The 15,817-nt window shown below is 67.3% G+C and carries 11 protein-coding genes and 2 tRNA genes; 1 reads left to right on the top strand and 12 read right to left on the bottom strand.

What is annotated here, in order from left to right; all coding sequences use genetic code 11:
- Window positions 1–14: 14 nt before the first annotated feature.
- The 6 genes from AC1C2U_RS07560 to AC1C2U_RS07585 form a co-directional block, all read right to left on the bottom strand.
- Complete coding sequence (locus AC1C2U_RS07560; RefSeq protein ID WP_495361132.1) at window positions 15–2,447, bottom strand: glycoside hydrolase domain-containing protein; 2,433 nt, start codon at window positions 2,445–2,447, stop codon at window positions 15–17.
- A complete protein-coding gene (locus AC1C2U_RS07565; protein ID WP_495361133.1) occupies window positions 2,444–3,529 on the bottom strand; it encodes a hypothetical protein in 1,086 nt (361 codons plus the stop codon). Before AC1C2U_RS07565 ends, AC1C2U_RS07560 begins: the two co-directional genes overlap by 4 nt.
- Window positions 3,530–4,309: 780 nt before the next feature.
- Window positions 4,310–4,534 carry a helix-turn-helix transcriptional regulator gene (locus AC1C2U_RS07570; RefSeq protein ID WP_495361134.1) on the bottom strand — a complete coding sequence of 75 codons (225 nt, stop codon included), beginning with the start codon at window positions 4,532–4,534 and terminating at the stop codon, window positions 4,310–4,312.
- A gap of 171 nt (window positions 4,535–4,705) precedes the next feature.
- A tRNA-Met gene (locus AC1C2U_RS07575) sits at window positions 4,706–4,779 on the bottom strand.
- 48 nt (window positions 4,780–4,827) lie between these two features.
- Window positions 4,828–4,899 (bottom strand) — tRNA-Thr (locus tag AC1C2U_RS07580).
- A gap of 127 nt (window positions 4,900–5,026) precedes the next feature.
- Window positions 5,027–7,123 (bottom strand): hypothetical protein, encoded by a 2,097-nt coding sequence (locus AC1C2U_RS07585; protein ID WP_495361135.1) that lies wholly within the window; start codon window positions 7,121–7,123, stop codon window positions 5,027–5,029.
- A gap of 323 nt (window positions 7,124–7,446) precedes the next feature.
- Here AC1C2U_RS07585 and AC1C2U_RS07590 point away from each other — a divergent pair, with 323 nt between their 5' ends.
- A complete protein-coding gene (locus tag AC1C2U_RS07590; RefSeq protein WP_495361136.1) occupies window positions 7,447–9,792 on the top strand; it encodes a BTAD domain-containing putative transcriptional regulator in 2,346 nt (781 codons plus the stop codon).
- A 20-nt stretch (window positions 9,793–9,812) separates the two neighbouring features.
- Here the strand turns inward: AC1C2U_RS07590 and AC1C2U_RS07595 are convergent, their stop codons facing one another.
- The 6 genes from AC1C2U_RS07595 to AC1C2U_RS07620 are packed head-to-tail and all read right to left on the bottom strand — an operon-like array spanning window position 9,813 to window position 15,791.
- Window positions 9,813–10,370, bottom strand: coding sequence for a phage tail protein (locus tag AC1C2U_RS07595; protein WP_495361137.1), 558 nt, complete (start codon window positions 10,368–10,370; stop codon window positions 9,813–9,815).
- 1 nt (window position 10,371) lies between these two features.
- On the bottom strand, window positions 10,372–12,309 hold the full coding sequence (locus AC1C2U_RS07600) for a putative baseplate assembly protein (RefSeq protein ID WP_495361138.1): 1,938 nt from the start codon (window positions 12,307–12,309) through the stop codon (window positions 10,372–10,374).
- Window positions 12,306–12,719 (bottom strand): GPW/gp25 family protein, encoded by a 414-nt coding sequence (locus AC1C2U_RS07605; RefSeq protein ID WP_495361139.1) that lies wholly within the window; start codon window positions 12,717–12,719, stop codon window positions 12,306–12,308. Before AC1C2U_RS07605 ends, AC1C2U_RS07600 begins: the two co-directional genes overlap by 4 nt.
- 14 nt (window positions 12,720–12,733) lie before the next feature.
- Window positions 12,734–14,590: a VgrG-related protein gene (locus AC1C2U_RS07610; RefSeq protein WP_495361140.1), complete on the bottom strand. Its 1,857-nt coding sequence runs from the start codon at window positions 14,588–14,590 to the stop codon at window positions 12,734–12,736.
- Window positions 14,574–15,338 (bottom strand): CIS tube protein, encoded by a 765-nt coding sequence (locus tag AC1C2U_RS07615; RefSeq protein WP_495361141.1) that lies wholly within the window; start codon window positions 15,336–15,338, stop codon window positions 14,574–14,576. Before AC1C2U_RS07615 ends, AC1C2U_RS07610 begins: the two co-directional genes overlap by 17 nt.
- 9 nt (window positions 15,339–15,347) lie before the next feature.
- Window positions 15,348–15,791 carry a phage tail protein gene (locus AC1C2U_RS07620; RefSeq protein WP_495351571.1) on the bottom strand — a complete coding sequence of 148 codons (444 nt, stop codon included), beginning with the start codon at window positions 15,789–15,791 and terminating at the stop codon, window positions 15,348–15,350.
- Window positions 15,792–15,817 lie beyond the last annotated feature (26 nt).

Raw genomic sequence — 15,817 nt, forward strand, 5'->3', positions numbered from 1 at the left:
GGTCGCTTTCTGGTTCATTGCTGAGCCGCGACAACAACGTCCGCGAATCCATTTGCCAGACCGTCGAGCTCTGTTGCCAGGACTGTCGGCGAAGGTGACAATGTCGGCGCTGGCTCTCCTGGCAGCCTGATATCGACGAGCTGACTAATTGCCAGTTCTGTTGGCCATGGTGCGGTGAACACTGACTTGGCTGCGGCAACGAGGTTCGCTCGAGAACCGAATCTCTCCGCTAAAAACTGCTTGGCCAGCCAGCCCGGGTCATCCTCGATGGCGCAAAGCATCTGTCGGGCGATTTCATCAACTGAGCCGCTCCCATTGGCAAGGCGTTTTGCCCAGAGGAAGGCGGCCATGTCGGCAAGCAAGTCACCGCTGCCAAAAGAGTTCGCTCCGGATCCGAGGTTCGCGGCGGTCCATGCCCGTACGTCGAGCACGCCACTAGAGCTATCAAGTCGAGCCGCTTCGTAGTCTTCCCAGAAAGTTGCCAAGTCTCCAGCCCATCCGCCGATGTCCGAAACGTGAAAAGCTGCGCTTGGCGCGGGAACGCCCCAGTTCGTGTACCCGCGCGTCGACGCGGCACAATGCGTTGTGTCGCCGAACTGTGCGTCGACGGGTCGAGGGTACATTTCGCTTCCGGCGCGAGCATCGAACTCTGCGAATGCGAGCTCAAAGGCAGCCCACTCGGGAGCATCCTGCGGGAAGAGATTCGGATATCTCGGCGTATAGAAGTGCGTCCAAATCTCGTCAAGCTCCCCGTTGCCTCCGCCAATCCAGTAGGTCGGCTTCTGAAGCCAGTTCAGCACCATGTCATCACGGATGCCCTGGGTCATGTATGTGTCCGGGCTCACCTGATCTGAGAGGTATGCCAGCCCTGCTACTCGCCAGAAGAACGCTTCGTCAAATCCGGATGCCTGCCCAGCCGTGAATCTTCGAGGTGTTCGCCGAAGCTGCGCGCTGGAGAGGGACTGCGCTCGGGTTGACTTGACTACCTTGTCGACCTCGATGGAAGCGTCACCGCTCCCCACCTCGATGGTGAGAATTTGGTCGTACGCCCAGTTGGGCGGGAGCGGGAAGCCGAGATTCCCGCTATAGCCTGTCGACATGTCGCTGACGAACGAGGACTCTGTGAGGCCCTCGGCCGCTAGCTGAGCGCAGACGTTTCTGGTGCCGTATACGCCGAGCTTGTAGACAACTGTCTTGGACGCGTCGAGAGCGTCGCGCACGCCGCGGAAATGCGGAACAACCACTGCGTCGATGTCGTCTTGCGTGGCATCAAAGTCCACGGACAGATAAACACGGTTGCCGGTTACGATTCCGAGCTGTCGCATCCGGGAGGCGATCCGTTCGCCCTGTTCGTACCCGAGGCTGTAGGAAAACTGATCCGCCGTGTCATTCCATTCCTGATAGATCGGAAACCACGTGCGGCCATTGGCCCAGATGCGGGCTGGCTCATCGTGGGCGAGGCGCTTCTCGAGACCATTGATATACCGCCCGATGACTTGAAAACCCGCCCCATTGATCGACCCAATGTTGAGGGGTGTCAAGGGGGTGGCGGTGTCACACGCGGTCGCCGAGCGGTTGACGTCGCCGGTGCTCACGAGCAACGATGCCCACGTAGAGAAGTTCGCTGCCCCTGTCGCAGGAAGCTCAACGAACTGTTGAAAGCCGGTCGTCTGCGTTCTGGTAGCTGTGTCGAAAGAACCGGTGAACGGGGTTTGCGTGTAGCCATTGAAGATGAGGGCGGCTTGGTAGAGCCGGATCATCTTTCGTGCGCCGTCGGCGTCTCCCAGTGAGGCGATGCCGTGGTCCCGAATGCCCTGCTGTGTACCGGGACCGAAATTGCCATTGGCAGTTCCGTCAGCCATGCCGATTTCATACTGGAGTGCGTACATTAGCCCCTGCTGAACCTGTCGGGAGAAGATCCCGTCGCAGGGGATCATCTGGAAATCGGCACGGTCGAGGTAGTGGCCGTTCATCCACCTCTGCACGGCGCGGGTCTCGCTATTGCCGTTTCCGATGACGATGTAGGCATCCATCGTCAGAAGGCTCTTGAACAGCTTCGGCGGGACGGTCTGGCCTGCGCTGAGCCCCGAGTCCAGACGGACGGAGTTGACGCTGGATGCGACATCCTCGTCCCAGAACTCGTAGATCAGCCCGCCCCAGTAGCCCTTGCACCAGAGCGCCAACTGGAGAATGCCGACGATGTTTGGATGCGTAGCCGCGGTGGCCGCTCGTACATCACCAACCTGGGACTCGAGCGCTGCGAGAGTTCCTGATCCGAAGTTGTCGGAGGTGGCCGTAATGCCAAGCTCGAGCTGAAGGGCACGAATGGCCGAGTACATCGTTAGCCAGCCGGTTTCCCCGTTCATGGGCGCGTCCACGTATCCCGCGCGACCACCGAACGTGTTGTTGAGCCAGGCCTGCGCGTTCTGTACTTGGGGATCGCTCATTGTCCCTCCTTGGCGGCGACATTATTGGTATAGACGCCGATGGGGTCGTCAGAGAGTGTCTCCGCGTTCCCGACCCGCCGGCGGGGGGCGTCCTGCGTTCCTTCGGTGAGGATGGTGACTGCCGAACGAAGCGGAGACGGCTCGGCGAAATGCGGGTCAGCATTTGGCCAGCTCAACCCGATCACGTGAGACACGCCGACTGGTATGGCCTCGTTGATGGTGAGGACCACTGTGTGCGCGGGGCCGGTTGCAGGGCCACTGACTGTTACCAGTGTGGGATCGAGTTGCTCGGGTCCGCTCGCCAGCGACGTGACAACAGGCATTCCCGCCTGTGCTTGATCAACGGTGATCCCAACCTGCACACCTGCTGGAGTAGGGCTCGAGCCGATACTGCGGAGATTGATCGCAACAGGAACTCGATAGAGAGCGTTCTGCTCAGGGTTGGTCAACGCTGCCCAACCTGCAGAAGGTACGAGCCCCCATGGGGCGACCGGAACGCTTGATTCAAGGATCAGGCGTCGCTCCAGTCGTTGCACTACCTTGCCGTCGGCGTCCATCAGGGCGAGCTTCACTGCGGGCGCGCTGACCCCGTCGATTCCGTCTTCGGGGTAGAGCATTCGCCCAAGCAAAGGTAGGTAGATCCTGACCTGCTCGCCGCTCAGTGAACGCCTGTCTACCTTGAAGATCACGGACGCAGTTGAGCCATCCAGCGAAGCGTCATCGGCCTTCACAGTGGTCAGCCCGCCGGCGCTCTGGATTGACAGGAACCTGCGCTGCGCCAAGACGCGTATGTCAGATAGAAACTCGGCGCTGACCGATTGGACGCGTTCGGGGAGAGCCGAGATGGAGACCACAGTGGCCAGGTGCCAGACATGCTTCACCGTGAAGTCTGTGGAGAAGAACTCGATGGTCTGCCGGTTCTCTGATGTGATTGCGCCAGAGAGTGTCGCTGCCTCCGCCCGATTGGCAGGCTGATCCCACACCACCGTGGCGGCTACTGCGTCGGCAGCGCCAACGATGAGTTGGCGCCGGGTGATCGAGAACCCGTTCATCTTTGGTCGGCTTTGTCCGGGCGTCTGCATGCGTCAACGATGGCCGGGCTCGAAAGGCAGAGCAATCACAAAGACCCATTCACGGGTAGAATGTGACTTTAGTGACATCCATTTGCCGGGCTCGCTTCGCACGCGACGGCCGTCTCGGCGGAGGTTCGCGCCGGTACCTCATGCGCCTGTCCGTGCCGCCGGCACTCGCCTTCGATGGCGATGCGCGATGTCGCGGTGCTCGAGACCCTCGCGGACGCGTCAGAAGAGGCTGGTCCACTGCATCGACGTCGCTGTGGACCCGCCTCCAACGCCCTCGTCCGCCTTATCGAACTCAACAGCGCGCAGGTCTGAATTCCGAATGGGCACGCGGTGCTGGCGCCACCCACGCTGCGTCGTATTCCCGTCCTGGATTGGTTGGAAGACGCGTGGGGCACCGGCCCGCTCTCGGATGTGCTCACGAGAGGCAGCATGATCCTCAGAGGCGGTGGCTGTGCCCTTGAGTTTCGATAGCGTTTCTTGCTGAGTTCCAAGAATGCTCGGCTGAACACTGGCCGGCAAAGTTGCTGAGCAGTGGCGGCACTTGGCGTCGTTCTCACGCATCTCTCCAGTTGTTGTCTCCGAGGAGCTGCTGAGCACAGAGCCGTGCAAGCCCGTTTCGGATCGTCCACCCCGACTCGCACCGGTCGTCGAGACTTGTCGCGTCTCGCCGTCCCAGTCGCGGAACCGGGCGTACGCCCGGAACCGTCCGGGAGCGACCTGGTTCGTCTTGATGTCGCCGAACGTGCCAATGGGGAGCCGCGGCCGGCCGGCCATCAGCGCTCACCGCCCGCGACCAGCAGGGACGGGATCGTGCAACTCGTCCATCCAGCTGAGTACCTCGGAGACTCGATAGCGAATCTCGCGCCCGACATGGATGCCGGCAGGGCCCTTCCCGGCGGCGCGCAGGTCGTAGATCGCCTGCACGTGCACGCCGAGGTAGTCGGCGAGCTCGCTCGTCGTGAGAACCGGCTCGAGGCCGAGCCCGGAGAATCGCTCAGTGTCCATGCACTGAGGTGTTCCAAGTCGTTCCAGAACACCCGGGACGGGTCGAACACCTTCTTCCTGTAGGTCCGCAAAACGCGGTCGCTGACGAATAAGCGTTGAATAAACGTTGAACTCATCGAGTCCTGTCCTTTGTCTAGGACAAGAAACCCCTGGTCAACCGATGATTTCCAGTAGCGAGGGCGGGACTCGAACCCGCGACACCACGATTATGAGCCGTGTGCTCTAACCACCTGAGCTACCCCGCCGGGTAGGTCTTCCCGGCCCTGCCGAATGGCCGAACCGAAGAGAACCAGAGCCCCGAGTCAGGATTGAACTGACGACCCCTTCCTTACCATGGAAGTGCTCTACCACTGAGCTATCGGGGCGCGCTGCCGCAATCGGCAACCGTACGAGGATATCATCTCGCGGAGCGTGCTTCGAACCAGTACGACCCCGCGAAATGCCGGTCCGCATCCCCTCCGCTTCCCCCTCCGAAACGTCTGTGTGGCGTCGTCAAGAGGGAGGTCTGGCGAGGACTCCACCGATGTAGCCGAGCACCGCGCCGAGCCAGATGACGGGGAGGCCGAGGAAGGGCACCGGTATCGAAACGGCGGCGAATGCGATGGCCACGAGGAAGCCGACGGTGAGCAGCACGACGAGCAGGGCGGACTTGCGGGTCAGCCCGCCGGCCCTACCGGCCATGCCGAACAGCATCGCCACGGCCAAGACGACGAGGAGGATCCGCAACGGGGCCTCGAAGGTGGCGACTGCCGTGTCGGGCGACATGCCTCGGAAGAACTGCACGTTGGAAAGGCTCCCGACCCACTCGTCGAGCGCGAGATCGACGTCGGTGCCGATGAACCACGGGATGAACAACGCACCGATCATGACGAGGAACGCACCGATGACGACCAGCCACCTGCTCGCCGGGCGCCGACGATTCGGGCCGATCTGGCTGAGCTCCGCGCTCGCCGTGAGATTCTGCACTCCATCGGATGCCACGATCTCGAGCCGGCGCGCACTCACCTGGTTCGCCGGCGGGTGCGGGCTCGACACCGACATCCGGGCATGGCCGACGGCGCCCGGGACGACCGCGACCTGAGGCGGCGCGAAGCTTGCGCGAACGAGCCCGTCGTCGGATCGCCCCGAGAACACCACGTTCAGGGGCTCGGCACCATGGCGGTTGTCGACCTCGATCGTGTATTCGCCGCCGCGATGCGTGCCGATATTCAGCTTCTCGGGACTGACCCGCAACTCGGCGGTCGCGATCGCGGCGGCAGAGGTGCTCATCTCGAGCACGGCCGAGGCCTCGACATCCCTCGTCCCGTCCGAGGCGATGACCGTGAACGGATGCTTCGCACTCGTGCCGCGCGGCGGGGGGTTCGCGCGGAGCCGCCCGTGGGCGAGCGTGACGTGGCCCGGCACGGCGATGAACCGGGCCGGCACGAACGCGAATGCGATCCGCTGTTCGGGGTCGCTTCCCGAGAGCTCCACGGTGACACCGGAGTGGCCGCCTCGGTTGTCGACGTGCACCTCGAACTCGGCGTCGTGAGCATCGACGAGACGGATGCTGCTGGGTTGCAGCTGTACCCGGATCGGCGCGTTCACCGGGGCCGCCGCGGTCGACTGCACGAGGGTCACGATCGTGCTGATCGGCCCCTCGTCGTTCGTCGCCGCGACGGAGAGCTGCCGGTTCAGCTGCTGGCCCGGCGCCGGCTGCGGAGCGGTGAACGACGCGGCGACCTCGACCATCGACCCGGCCGGAACCTCGACGACCTCGGGCGCGAAGGCGAACAGCACGACGCCCTCAGGATCGCTGGCCGACATCCCGACGGTCTGCGGGTAGTTCGCGGCCCGGTTGTCGAGTCGAAGGTAGAACGAGCCCGAAGCCGCGTCCTCGAGCCGGATGAGGGTCGGCCGCGCCTCGAGTGCGGGACGCGGCCCGTAGGGCGGCACGGTCGCGACGACGCGTACGGTCGCGCTCCGCTCCTCGTCTTCCATGGAGCGGACGACGACCGTGATGGCGAGGCGTTGCGCGACCACCATGATCCCCTCTCGCAGCCCGAGTGACAACGTGACACTGCGCGCCTCACCGGGCATGAGGTGGACGTCGGGATGCGTGAGCTCGAGCCACGATGGAGGATCGACGGCCTCGATGACGAATCCGTCGACGATGCTCGTCGTGTTCTCGATGGCGAACTCGACCTCGCCCGGAGCATCCGGGGTCACGACCACTTCTGGGGTCGCGACGGTCACGGTGGGAGCATCGCGCTGCGACGACGCCTCGGGGCCGGGCGACGATTGAGCGGGAGCTGCCGCGGCGTCGGCTTCGGGTGCCGTCACAGGTGCGGTTTCGGGTGCGGTCGCGGTCGCGGTCGCGGCCGCGTCAGGCTGCGGCTCCCCCTCGCCCGGCGTGGTTACGTGGGGTTCCGTCGCACCGGCGGGCTCGGCCGGGACCGCGCCCACGACGCGGGGTATCGTGCCGGTGAGCGCCTCTCCGTCGAGCGTCGAGCCTCCGATATCCCAGCCGAGGTACGAGTCGCACGCCGCGCAGAACCGTGCGCCGACGTCGTTCTTGGCGCCGCACGTCTCACAGATGCGTTCGGCCATCTCCGTCCCTCCGGCCGCGACACAGACAAGCAACGACCGATACCGCTGATCATTGCGGAGCGCCGGGCGTGCAACCAGTCCAATGCCTCAACAGGCACCCATCGCTGCCCTCCTGCGACCGCTGCGTTCACGCCCGAGAACCAGTGCTCGCCCGGACCCGCAGCGGGGCGAGAGGGCATAGATTGAGTTCCGTCAGACCCGAGCGGCGACACCCGCCGACGTGAGGTTTGGCGGTGCGTCGCATGGGGGTTGCGGGAAACGATCAGGCTGCACGCCGGGACTTCGTCCCGGCGCGGTTGGCGCGCCGCCTCCAGTCCCCCTGCGTGTTCATCGTGGCCCCGAGCGGATCGGGGAAGTCGACGCTCCTTCGTCGGCTGAGCAACTCCGTCGACCACGTCGTCGTCGTCACCCTCGGCCGGGAATGCCGGGATCCTGCGGCGCTCGATGCGTTGATCATGGGCGCCACGTCGGGCGACCCGACGACGATCGCGATCGATGACGTGCAGCTGGTGGCCGGCACGCGAGGCGAGTCCGCTCTCGAGCGGATGATCGCGCACTGCGGCAGCGGGCGCCACGTCATCCTCGCCTCGCGGCGCGCCCTGGGTGCGAACCTCGCGCACGCCACTGAGATCGAACCCGACATCGTGACCGCGCCGGAGCTCGTTCTCCGCATCGATGAGGTGTCCGAGTCATTCCGGGTCGTCAGCGGGCAGATACTCCCCTTCGAATGCGCTTCCCATGTGGCATCCGAGACCTGCGGGTGGGCGGGGCTCGTGCACCAGCTCGCGTTGGCGTCGCGATCGGTCGGCCGCGAGTCGCTCAGCGCGGCGGTCGAGGAGCTGTTGCAGAGCGACTTCGCGGCGACCGGCCTCGAAGTGGCCCTGAATGCACTTCCGGTCGACGTCGTGCGCTCGCTCGAGCTCACGAGCGGCCTCTCCGCGCTCGGCTTCGCAGATTGCGCCCGACTGTTGGGGGCGGATGCCGCGACGAGACTGCTCGACGCCGTCGACAGCGGTGCGATCATGCACGTCACCGAGTTCGGGTCGCGCGTGTTGCCGCCCATCCTCCGCCGGCATCTCCGCGCGCGCGGGGGAATTCCTGCGGAGGTCGGCCTTCGCGCGGCACCGAGTCCGAGCAGCGTGGCGACGATCATCGGCACGAACACGGCACCGGTCGCCGCGCGCCTCCGAGTCCCAGCCGTCTCCCGATCCGCGCCGTTCGACGCAGCGATGACGAGGCTCCGCCGCGGCGACGTGGTCGGTGCCGTCCCCCTGCTGCAGCGCGTGCTCCGAACGCCGGGCGACGCTCCCGAGCGCCCCGCAGCGCTCCTCGCCCTCCTCATGATCCGTGAGCCGGTCACGCCGCGCGAGACGACGCTCGACGCGCTTGCGGCCCTCGAGCGAGAATGCGTCGCGCGACGATTGGATGCGCAGGCGCGTGTCGTTCGCGGTGCTGTGGCCGCGACATCCGCCCTTCCGTATCTGGCCGTGGAAGGCGTCGTCGAGGAGTGCGAGACTCGTGGCGACGATGTGGCTGCCGCACTCGTCGCGGGAATCGAGTTCGTGATGCGCCTGCGGCGGGGGCGCGCGACGTGCGTGCATGCGAACTCGCTCGCCGACCGACTCGAACGACTGGGCTTCACGGATGTCGCGGCGTGGACGCGCGCGTCAGGGGCGCTGCTCGCCGCGGCATCCGGTGCTGCCGACGCGCGCGACCAGATCGTCCAGGCCCAGACCGCCTCGATCGCCACCGGCGTCGAGGGTGCGCGCGCCTTCATCGACGCCGCGCGCGCACTCGTCGGGCCCGGCGCGCGTGCGCCCGCCCTCATCGCCTCGGCTCGGCGGTGCGCGCTGCAGACCGGGCTGCCGCGACTGTCCCCGTCTCCTTCCAGCAGGGACGTCGCGGTCACGCGAGCCGGGGAATTCCGGAATACCGCAGACGTCGAGCCGAGGCATCCGCACGTGACGGTCAGATGCTTCGGCGGATTCCACCTGTGCGCCGACGGCTCCGAGATCGAGCTCAGAGCCGTGCGGCCCCAGGCGAGGGCACTGCTGCGAATGCTCGCCCTCAACGCGGGTTCGCCGCTGCACCGAGAGCTCATCGCCGACATCCTCTGGGGCGACCTCGGGATCGACTCCGCGGTGCACGCACTGCACGTGAGCGTGTCCAGCCTGCGCCGGGCCCTCCCTGCAGAGTTGATCGGCCCCGCGGCATCCATCGTCGAACGCGTCGGGGAGGCCTACCGCCTCGGCATCACCGCGCGGCACGACTGCGACCTGGCCGACTTCGACGATCAGCTCGCGCAGGCTGCCGCATCCAAGCTCGGGCGGGATGCCGTCACCACCGCGAACGGCCTGCGGGGCGCGCTGGCCCTCTACGTCGGTGACGTTCTGCCAGAGGACGGCCCTGCCGAATGGGTGGCAGGCGCGCGAGAACGATATCGGGTGCGAGCGGCTGAGGCCGCCGCGTCGCTGGCGCACCTCGAGCTCCGCTTCGGCGACGCGCACGCCGCGGTCGCCGCCGCGAGTCGCGCGGTCGAGATCGACCCGTGGCTCGACGAGTCGTGGCGCACGCTCGTCATGGTGCACCGGAGCTCCGGCGACGTCGTCGCGGCGCGGCGAGCGGAAGACGGCTACCGCCACATGCGCGTCGCACTCGGCGTCGAGTGAGCGGGCGCCATTCGACAGGCTCAGGGAACGGCCACCACCGAGACCGACAGGCGAGTGGGGAGGTACGCCGGCACGACGCCGGCGGCCACGCGTTCGAAGCGGCGGGCGAGCGATTCCGGGTCGCCGCCCGGCACGGTGATGGTGATGGCGACCACGGCATCGTTCGAGCCGGGCAGCGGCCCGCCAGGGTCCGTCGACCACGAGGTGCCGCCGGACTCCTCGACCTCAACGGTGGCGGCGGGACCTGCCGCCAATTGCAGGGCATCACGGATGCCTCCGGCCGTGCCGACGCGACGGTGCAGGCGCGCGGCATCTGCAACGATGCGGCGGCGCTGCTCCTCGGTCCACTCTTCGTCGACGGCGACGTCGACCCATCCGGCGAGCCATTCCAGGAAATCGGCGGGGGCGTACTCGGGCCGCACGTACGCCTCGAGGTTGTCGAGCGTGGAGTAGACCGGAGCGATGAGATCGTCGAAGGCGGGCAGCGCCTGATTCAGGAAGTCGTCCTCCTGCAGCACCGCGGGCAGACGGGTGATCAGCGGCACGGGGCTGGGCAGCTCGGGAACCAGGCCGCGCATGTCAGACTCCCGCCGCCACGCGCACACGGTGCTCGAAACTGAACACCAGGGCGTTCCCGCCGATCTCGATGCGTTGCGCGGGCTCACCGCGTTTGCCCGTCGCCGGGTCGGCGGTGAAGAGCAGCACCTCGTCGACGAGTTCGGTGCCGGGCAGCGACTGCAGTACCGAGTACACCTCGCCCGCGAGCACTGGGCGGCCGAACGGCCATCCCCCGCCCGACGAACCGCCCCTGATCGGATCGAAATACCCGTAGAGCGTCGCGAGAGCATCGGCGCGGAGCCGATCGACGGCCACCCTCGGATGTGCGACGAGCTTCGCGACGACCGTGACGCCCTGGTACTCGGGCCGTTCGATCACGAGCCGGGTGCCGGCCATCCGCCGCGGCTCGAGATCCGCGGCGATGGTGCCGAGGAGCTCATCGCCGGGAATCAGGTCGTCGAACTCGATCCGGCCGTCGGCCCCGACCGCCGCGGTCGGCACCAGGAGCAGGCGCACGCCGAGCGTGTCCGGCGCCGCGACGGCGTGGGTGCGGGCGACCCCCGGCGCGGCACGCTTGGCGAGCTGCTCGTAGTCCTCGAGCGTCACGGCCCGATCGCGAGTGCGCAACGCGAGCGGTCCCCGCACCTTCGCCTCGTCGACGGTCTCGCCGTCGGTGCCGTCGTGCGCGGCCGAGCGGTTCTCCGCACCGCGCACGAACGGCACGGTCGACCGCAGCACCGAGAGCGTGCCGGCCGCGACATTGCCGCCGCGGCCGCCGCCGACGCGATACCGGGGCACGCGCAACGGCACGCCCTTTGGCGGCGTGGACCCGTAGACGCGGAACGAACCGTCGGACTCTCGTACCGCCGGCGGGAACATCACGGTGGCTCGGGCTCGATCGACCATGATGCTGCGGCCGCCATCGCCGGAGCCCGCGAAGGAGTCGATCTCCGTCCACTCGTCCCATCCCTTGCCGGTGCCGACCTCGACGACGAACGGTTCGCCGTCGTCGACCACGGGCCGCTCCTGGAGCTCGAACGCCTGGCCGGGCACACCCTCCGACAGCCCGAGGATCTCGTCGTCGATCGTGTGCGCGTGCATGGCCTGTACCACCCCGCCCACGGTCGCCGCCGTCGCCTCTCGCACGAGCGGCGGCGACTTGTACCTCGGAACGGTCTGCTCGCGCTCGACGATCCGGCACCGGAGCCAGCCGGCACGTTCGTCTCCGATGACGGATGCCACGTGGTCACGGGTCACGATGACGACGACGTCGCCCGGCTGGTTGAGCCCGCCGGTGCGGTCGGAGACGACGTCGCAGCGCGACCAGTCGGTGCCGTTCCACGACTCCCAGACGGTTGGCGGATCGAGGGGGTCGACGCCGACGCCGCGCACGGCGCAGTCCAGGTGGATGCCGATCGCCAGCCCGGGCGCCGGCTCGTCGAGGCCGATGAGGAACTCGTCGCCGACCTTCGGCGGGTTCGCGAAGGCGTCGAGCGTCTCGGAGCCCAAGCGTGCGCCGCGCACCGTGACGGCCTTGCCAGAGCGGTTCCCGATATGGGCGAGCTTTCTGGGCGGAATCGGGAGCTCGGAGGTGGTCTGGAACACGGTCGACTCGGTCTGCTCGGTGCGCGGCGTGCCGACCTCGGTGTGCTCCGGCACGATCACGACGTCTTCCCTCGGGGCGGCGAGCCAGAAGACGAGGTCGGCACGCGCCGCCGTCGGCGGGAAGAGCGTCGTGCCGATGAGCTCCAGGAAGGCGATGTACAGCTTGTCTGGCACGCGGTTCAGCCGGTAGAACAGCTCATCCGTCATGAACGCGAACGTCTCGATGAGCGTCACACCGGGGTCGGAGACGTTGTGATCCGACCACTCGGGGCAGCGTGCGGCGACGAGTCGCTTGGCGTCGTCGACGAGGTCCTGGAATCGGCGATCGTCGAGGTGCGGCGTGGGCAGGGTCATGGCAGTCGCTCCGAAGTTCGATCGGGAATGACGTAGAACGGGAACACGAGGTTCCGGGGGTCGTTCGAGCCGCGGATCGCGTAGCCGACGTCAATGAGCAGCACCCCCGCGTTCGCGTGGTCGAACGTCACGGTGATGCCGGTCACGTCGATGCGGGGTTCCCAGATGGTGAGGGCGGTGCGCACGGCGTCGCCGATGGCGCCGGCCGTCGCGGCATCCGCCGGCGCGAAGACGTAGTCGTGCACGGCGCATCCGAACTCCGGCCGCATCGGCCGCTCGCCGGGGGCCGTCGCGAGGATCAGCCGGATGCTCTCCTCGATCTCGTGCGCGTCGGACGAGAGCGCGATGCGCCCACTCGCGTCGGCGTGCACGGGGAACGACCACCCTCGTCCGACGAATTCCTGCGACATCCCGTGACCTCCGGTCAGTTGATCTTGACGACGCTGCCCTTGACGACGGTCACGCCCGACGCCGAGAGCTCGGCCGTGCCCGACGCCTTCACCGCGACCGCTGCGCCAGAGAGGTCGAGCGATGCTGCGCCGTCGACCTTCACCTTCGGAGCCGAGATCGCGAGCTCCGACGACGCGTCGAGTGCGATCTTCCTGGCCGCGAGGGAGATGGCGCCCTGGCTCGCGGTCACTGTTGCATCGCCCTCGACGGTGACCATCGCGTCGCGCTTGGCGACGACCGAGACGGACCCCTCCGACACGATCTGGATGCCCTTCTCGGAGGTCTGCGTGAGGGTGACGTGCTGCGCACCCTCGTTCGTGGAGATGCGCAGCAGCTCCTCCCCCTGGCGTTCGACGAACTCGACGACCATCCCCGCGCGCGAGGTGAAGCTGCGACGCACGACGCTGCCCGACTCGACGAACGACGCCCAGCCCCCCTGGGGCAGGTCCTTGCCGTTGTAGAGCCCTCCGAGCACGACCGGGCGATCGAATCGTGCCGACTCGAACGCGACGAGCACCTCGTCGCCGACCTCGGGCAGCACGACGGCGCCTCGGTCGGCGCCGGCACCCGGCTGCGCGAGGCGGGCCCAGCCGCTCACGTAGTCGTCGGAGAGGGACGGGAACGTCAGCCGGACGCGGCCGTCCTCCCCCGCTGCGCCGGCGCCGGAGATCTCGCTCACGAGTGCACTGACGACCCCGGGCATCCCGAAGCCGGTCACGGCGTGCTCCGGTCGGGATCCGACCCCGAGCAGCGACCGATCCGAGGCGTCGCAGACGGTGAGCGTCGTCGTGTACCCCTGCTCGGAGCTGAACTCGTGCCTCGACTCGGTGACCGTGTAGCGGCCGTCGAACGGCGCACCGAATCCCCGCAGCCGCACAGCGATCCCCGAGCGGATGCGCGGATTGCCGAGGATCTGCGCCTCGACCTCGGCGAACCCGCCGGCGATGCGCGAGGCGATCGCCTCGGCGAGCTTGTCCTGCGGCTGCTGCGCGCCCGCGCCGGCGCCGCTGACGTAGCGGGGGCTCGAGAACACCTTCGCGACCTTCGCGGGATCGAGCGTCGGCAACTCCGTCGTCAACGTCTTCGCGGGCGCGGTGGACACCACTTTCTCCTTCGCGGCGACATCCCACCCTCGCACCTCGACCTCGGAGACCTGCTCGGCGCTCGTGATCGTGGCGTGCAGGTACGTCGTGTTGCGGCCGTGCTCGACCACGATCGGGTCGTCGTTCGCCGATGCCGAGCCCGAATCCGCCGTCGACGCGCTCGTCGGCGGGCCGAACTGCAGTTGTCGGTCGACGACGGAGAACACGCACCCCGCGGCATCCGCCAGTCGCTTGAGGAACACCCAGTCACTGACGTTGTCCTGCGTCGTGTGGGCCATGATCGTGGCCGGACCGGTGACGGTGCCGACCTTGACGCCGGCCCGCTGCGCGACCTTCGCCACGATGTCGGCGGTCGACATGTCGACGTAGGCCGCGACCCGACGGCCGCGGAAGAGGCGATGCGAGGTATCGAGGCCGCGCACCCGGGTGCGCAACTCCCCGCCGACGTCTTCGCGGTCGAGTGCGGTGACTTCCGCGTCGAGCAGCTTCTGCGGTCCATCGCCGCCGTTCTGCGAGACGGCGAGGGTGACGGATGCCCCGATGGCGAACCCGCCCTGCTCGAGCACGATCCCGGCGGAGTCGACGAACTCGAGTTCGAATGAATCGGGGAGGTCCGCGGCATCCGTGACCCTGCTGCGCTCGAGCAGGCCGGCGACGGCGGGCGGCAGCGCCGTGCCCCCGACAGAGACGAGGAGGAGGCTCGTGTAGGTCTCAGTGGAGGCGGGCACGGGCGACCTCCTTCCGGGCGATCTCGCGGCCGTCGGCGCGGGAGAGTTCCTCGAGGGCGGGGATGAGCACGATGTGTCCCGGGCGCAGTCGCAACGGATCGTCGATGCCGTTGACCTCGGCGAGGGCACGCCAGTGCGCCGGGTTGCCGTACTCGCGGTAGGCGATCCCCGCGAGCGAGTCGCCTTCGCGGAGGGTGTGCGCGTGACGTGGCTGCAGGCCCCCCGACGTGGGATTCTGCTTCTTCGGTTCGTTCGCGAGCTCCTCGAGGGCCACGGTGCAGACCGCCCGGAGCGGCTTGCCGTCGGGTGAGAAGAGCGTGTACTTCGCCGAGACGCTCTTGATGTAGCCGACGAATCCGGTGAGCACCCCCCACTTGAACTTCACCCACGGCGCCGACGGCGTGTCCCCGTCCTTCGAGGCGCTCGTCGGGGTGCACGCCTGGAAGAGCGCCTCGACGTTCTTCACGACGCTTCCGTCGCGCGAGCGCGTCTCGTCGAAGTACATCTCGACGCTCATCTTCTGAGGCTCCGGACCCTGGTAGGTCGCGGGCGGTGCCGACGCCGCCTTCTTCTGATTCTTGCTCTCCCACTTCGCCGACTTCGCGATGGTCACCTCCTTCGGATTCAGCTGGAAGTCGATCGTGGCGAGGAGGGCGCCGACCTTGCCCGGCGTCTGGCCGGGCTCGTGCACGTCGATGGCGGCGTGCACGAGGCTCTTCGTGTCGGAGGCGGTGGAGGTGACGGGCATCGCGGGTCCTCAGTATTTCGAGCCGGTGTTCACGAAGCCGTTGTGGGCGATCTCGAGCGTCTCCATGAGCACCTTCGGCTGGTCGGCGTTCAGCGACGGCCCCGTCCAGCGAACGGGGATGACGTCGTGGAGGTCGTAGGTCGCGACGGTCTGGCCATCGGCGGTCTTCGCCTCGATGTGGCCGGTGCCGCGCGAGAAGCCGGAGACGGCGGCGACGACCCAGTTCACGATCTTGTCGGCGGACTGCTTGCTCACCGGGCGGGTGAGCTTGATGTTCGGATACTTGAGCCGGGTCGGGAACTGCCAGATGAACCCGTTGTTGCCGCCCTCTTCACGCGACTCGAGCACGACCTCGACTCCGAGCCCCTCGCAGCTCGCGAAATCGCCGAGGTCCTCCTCGTCGAGGTGCACGAGGTAGTGCACGCCGACGGCGATCTCGGTGTCGGTCAGCATCGTCATCCCCTTCGTTCGGATTCCGT

It is taken from the genome of Agromyces sp. Y575 (assembly GCF_059445445.1).

What these genes read in the sequence shown, in the direction of transcription:
- AC1C2U_RS07605 (WP_495361139.1), bottom strand. Translation starts at nt 12,719, where the DNA reads ATGTCGCAGGAATTCGTCGGACGAGGGTGGTCGTTCCCCGTGCACGCC.
- AC1C2U_RS07615 (WP_495361141.1), bottom strand. Translation starts at nt 15,338, where the DNA reads ATGCCCGTCACCTCCACCGCCTCCGACACGAAGAGCCTCGTGCACGCC.
- AC1C2U_RS07585 (WP_495361135.1), bottom strand. Translation starts at nt 7,123, where the DNA reads ATGGCCGAACGCATCTGTGAGACGTGCGGCGCCAAGAACGACGTCGGC.
- AC1C2U_RS07620 (WP_495351571.1), bottom strand. Translation starts at nt 15,791, where the DNA reads ATGCTGACCGACACCGAGATCGCCGTCGGCGTGCACTACCTCGTGCAC.
- AC1C2U_RS07570 (WP_495361134.1), bottom strand. Translation starts at nt 4,534, where the DNA reads ATGGACACTGAGCGATTCTCCGGGCTCGGCCTCGAGCCGGTTCTCACG.
- AC1C2U_RS07595 (WP_495361137.1), bottom strand. Translation starts at nt 10,370, where the DNA reads ATGCGCGGCCTGGTTCCCGAGCTGCCCAGCCCCGTGCCGCTGATCACC.
- AC1C2U_RS07600 (WP_495361138.1), bottom strand. Translation starts at nt 12,309, where the DNA reads ATGACCCTGCCCACGCCGCACCTCGACGATCGCCGATTCCAGGACCTC.
- AC1C2U_RS07565 (WP_495361133.1), bottom strand. Translation starts at nt 3,529, where the DNA reads ATGCAGACGCCCGGACAAAGCCGACCAAAGATGAACGGGTTCTCGATC.
- AC1C2U_RS07560 (WP_495361132.1), bottom strand. Translation starts at nt 2,447, where the DNA reads ATGAGCGATCCCCAAGTACAGAACGCGCAGGCCTGGCTCAACAACACG.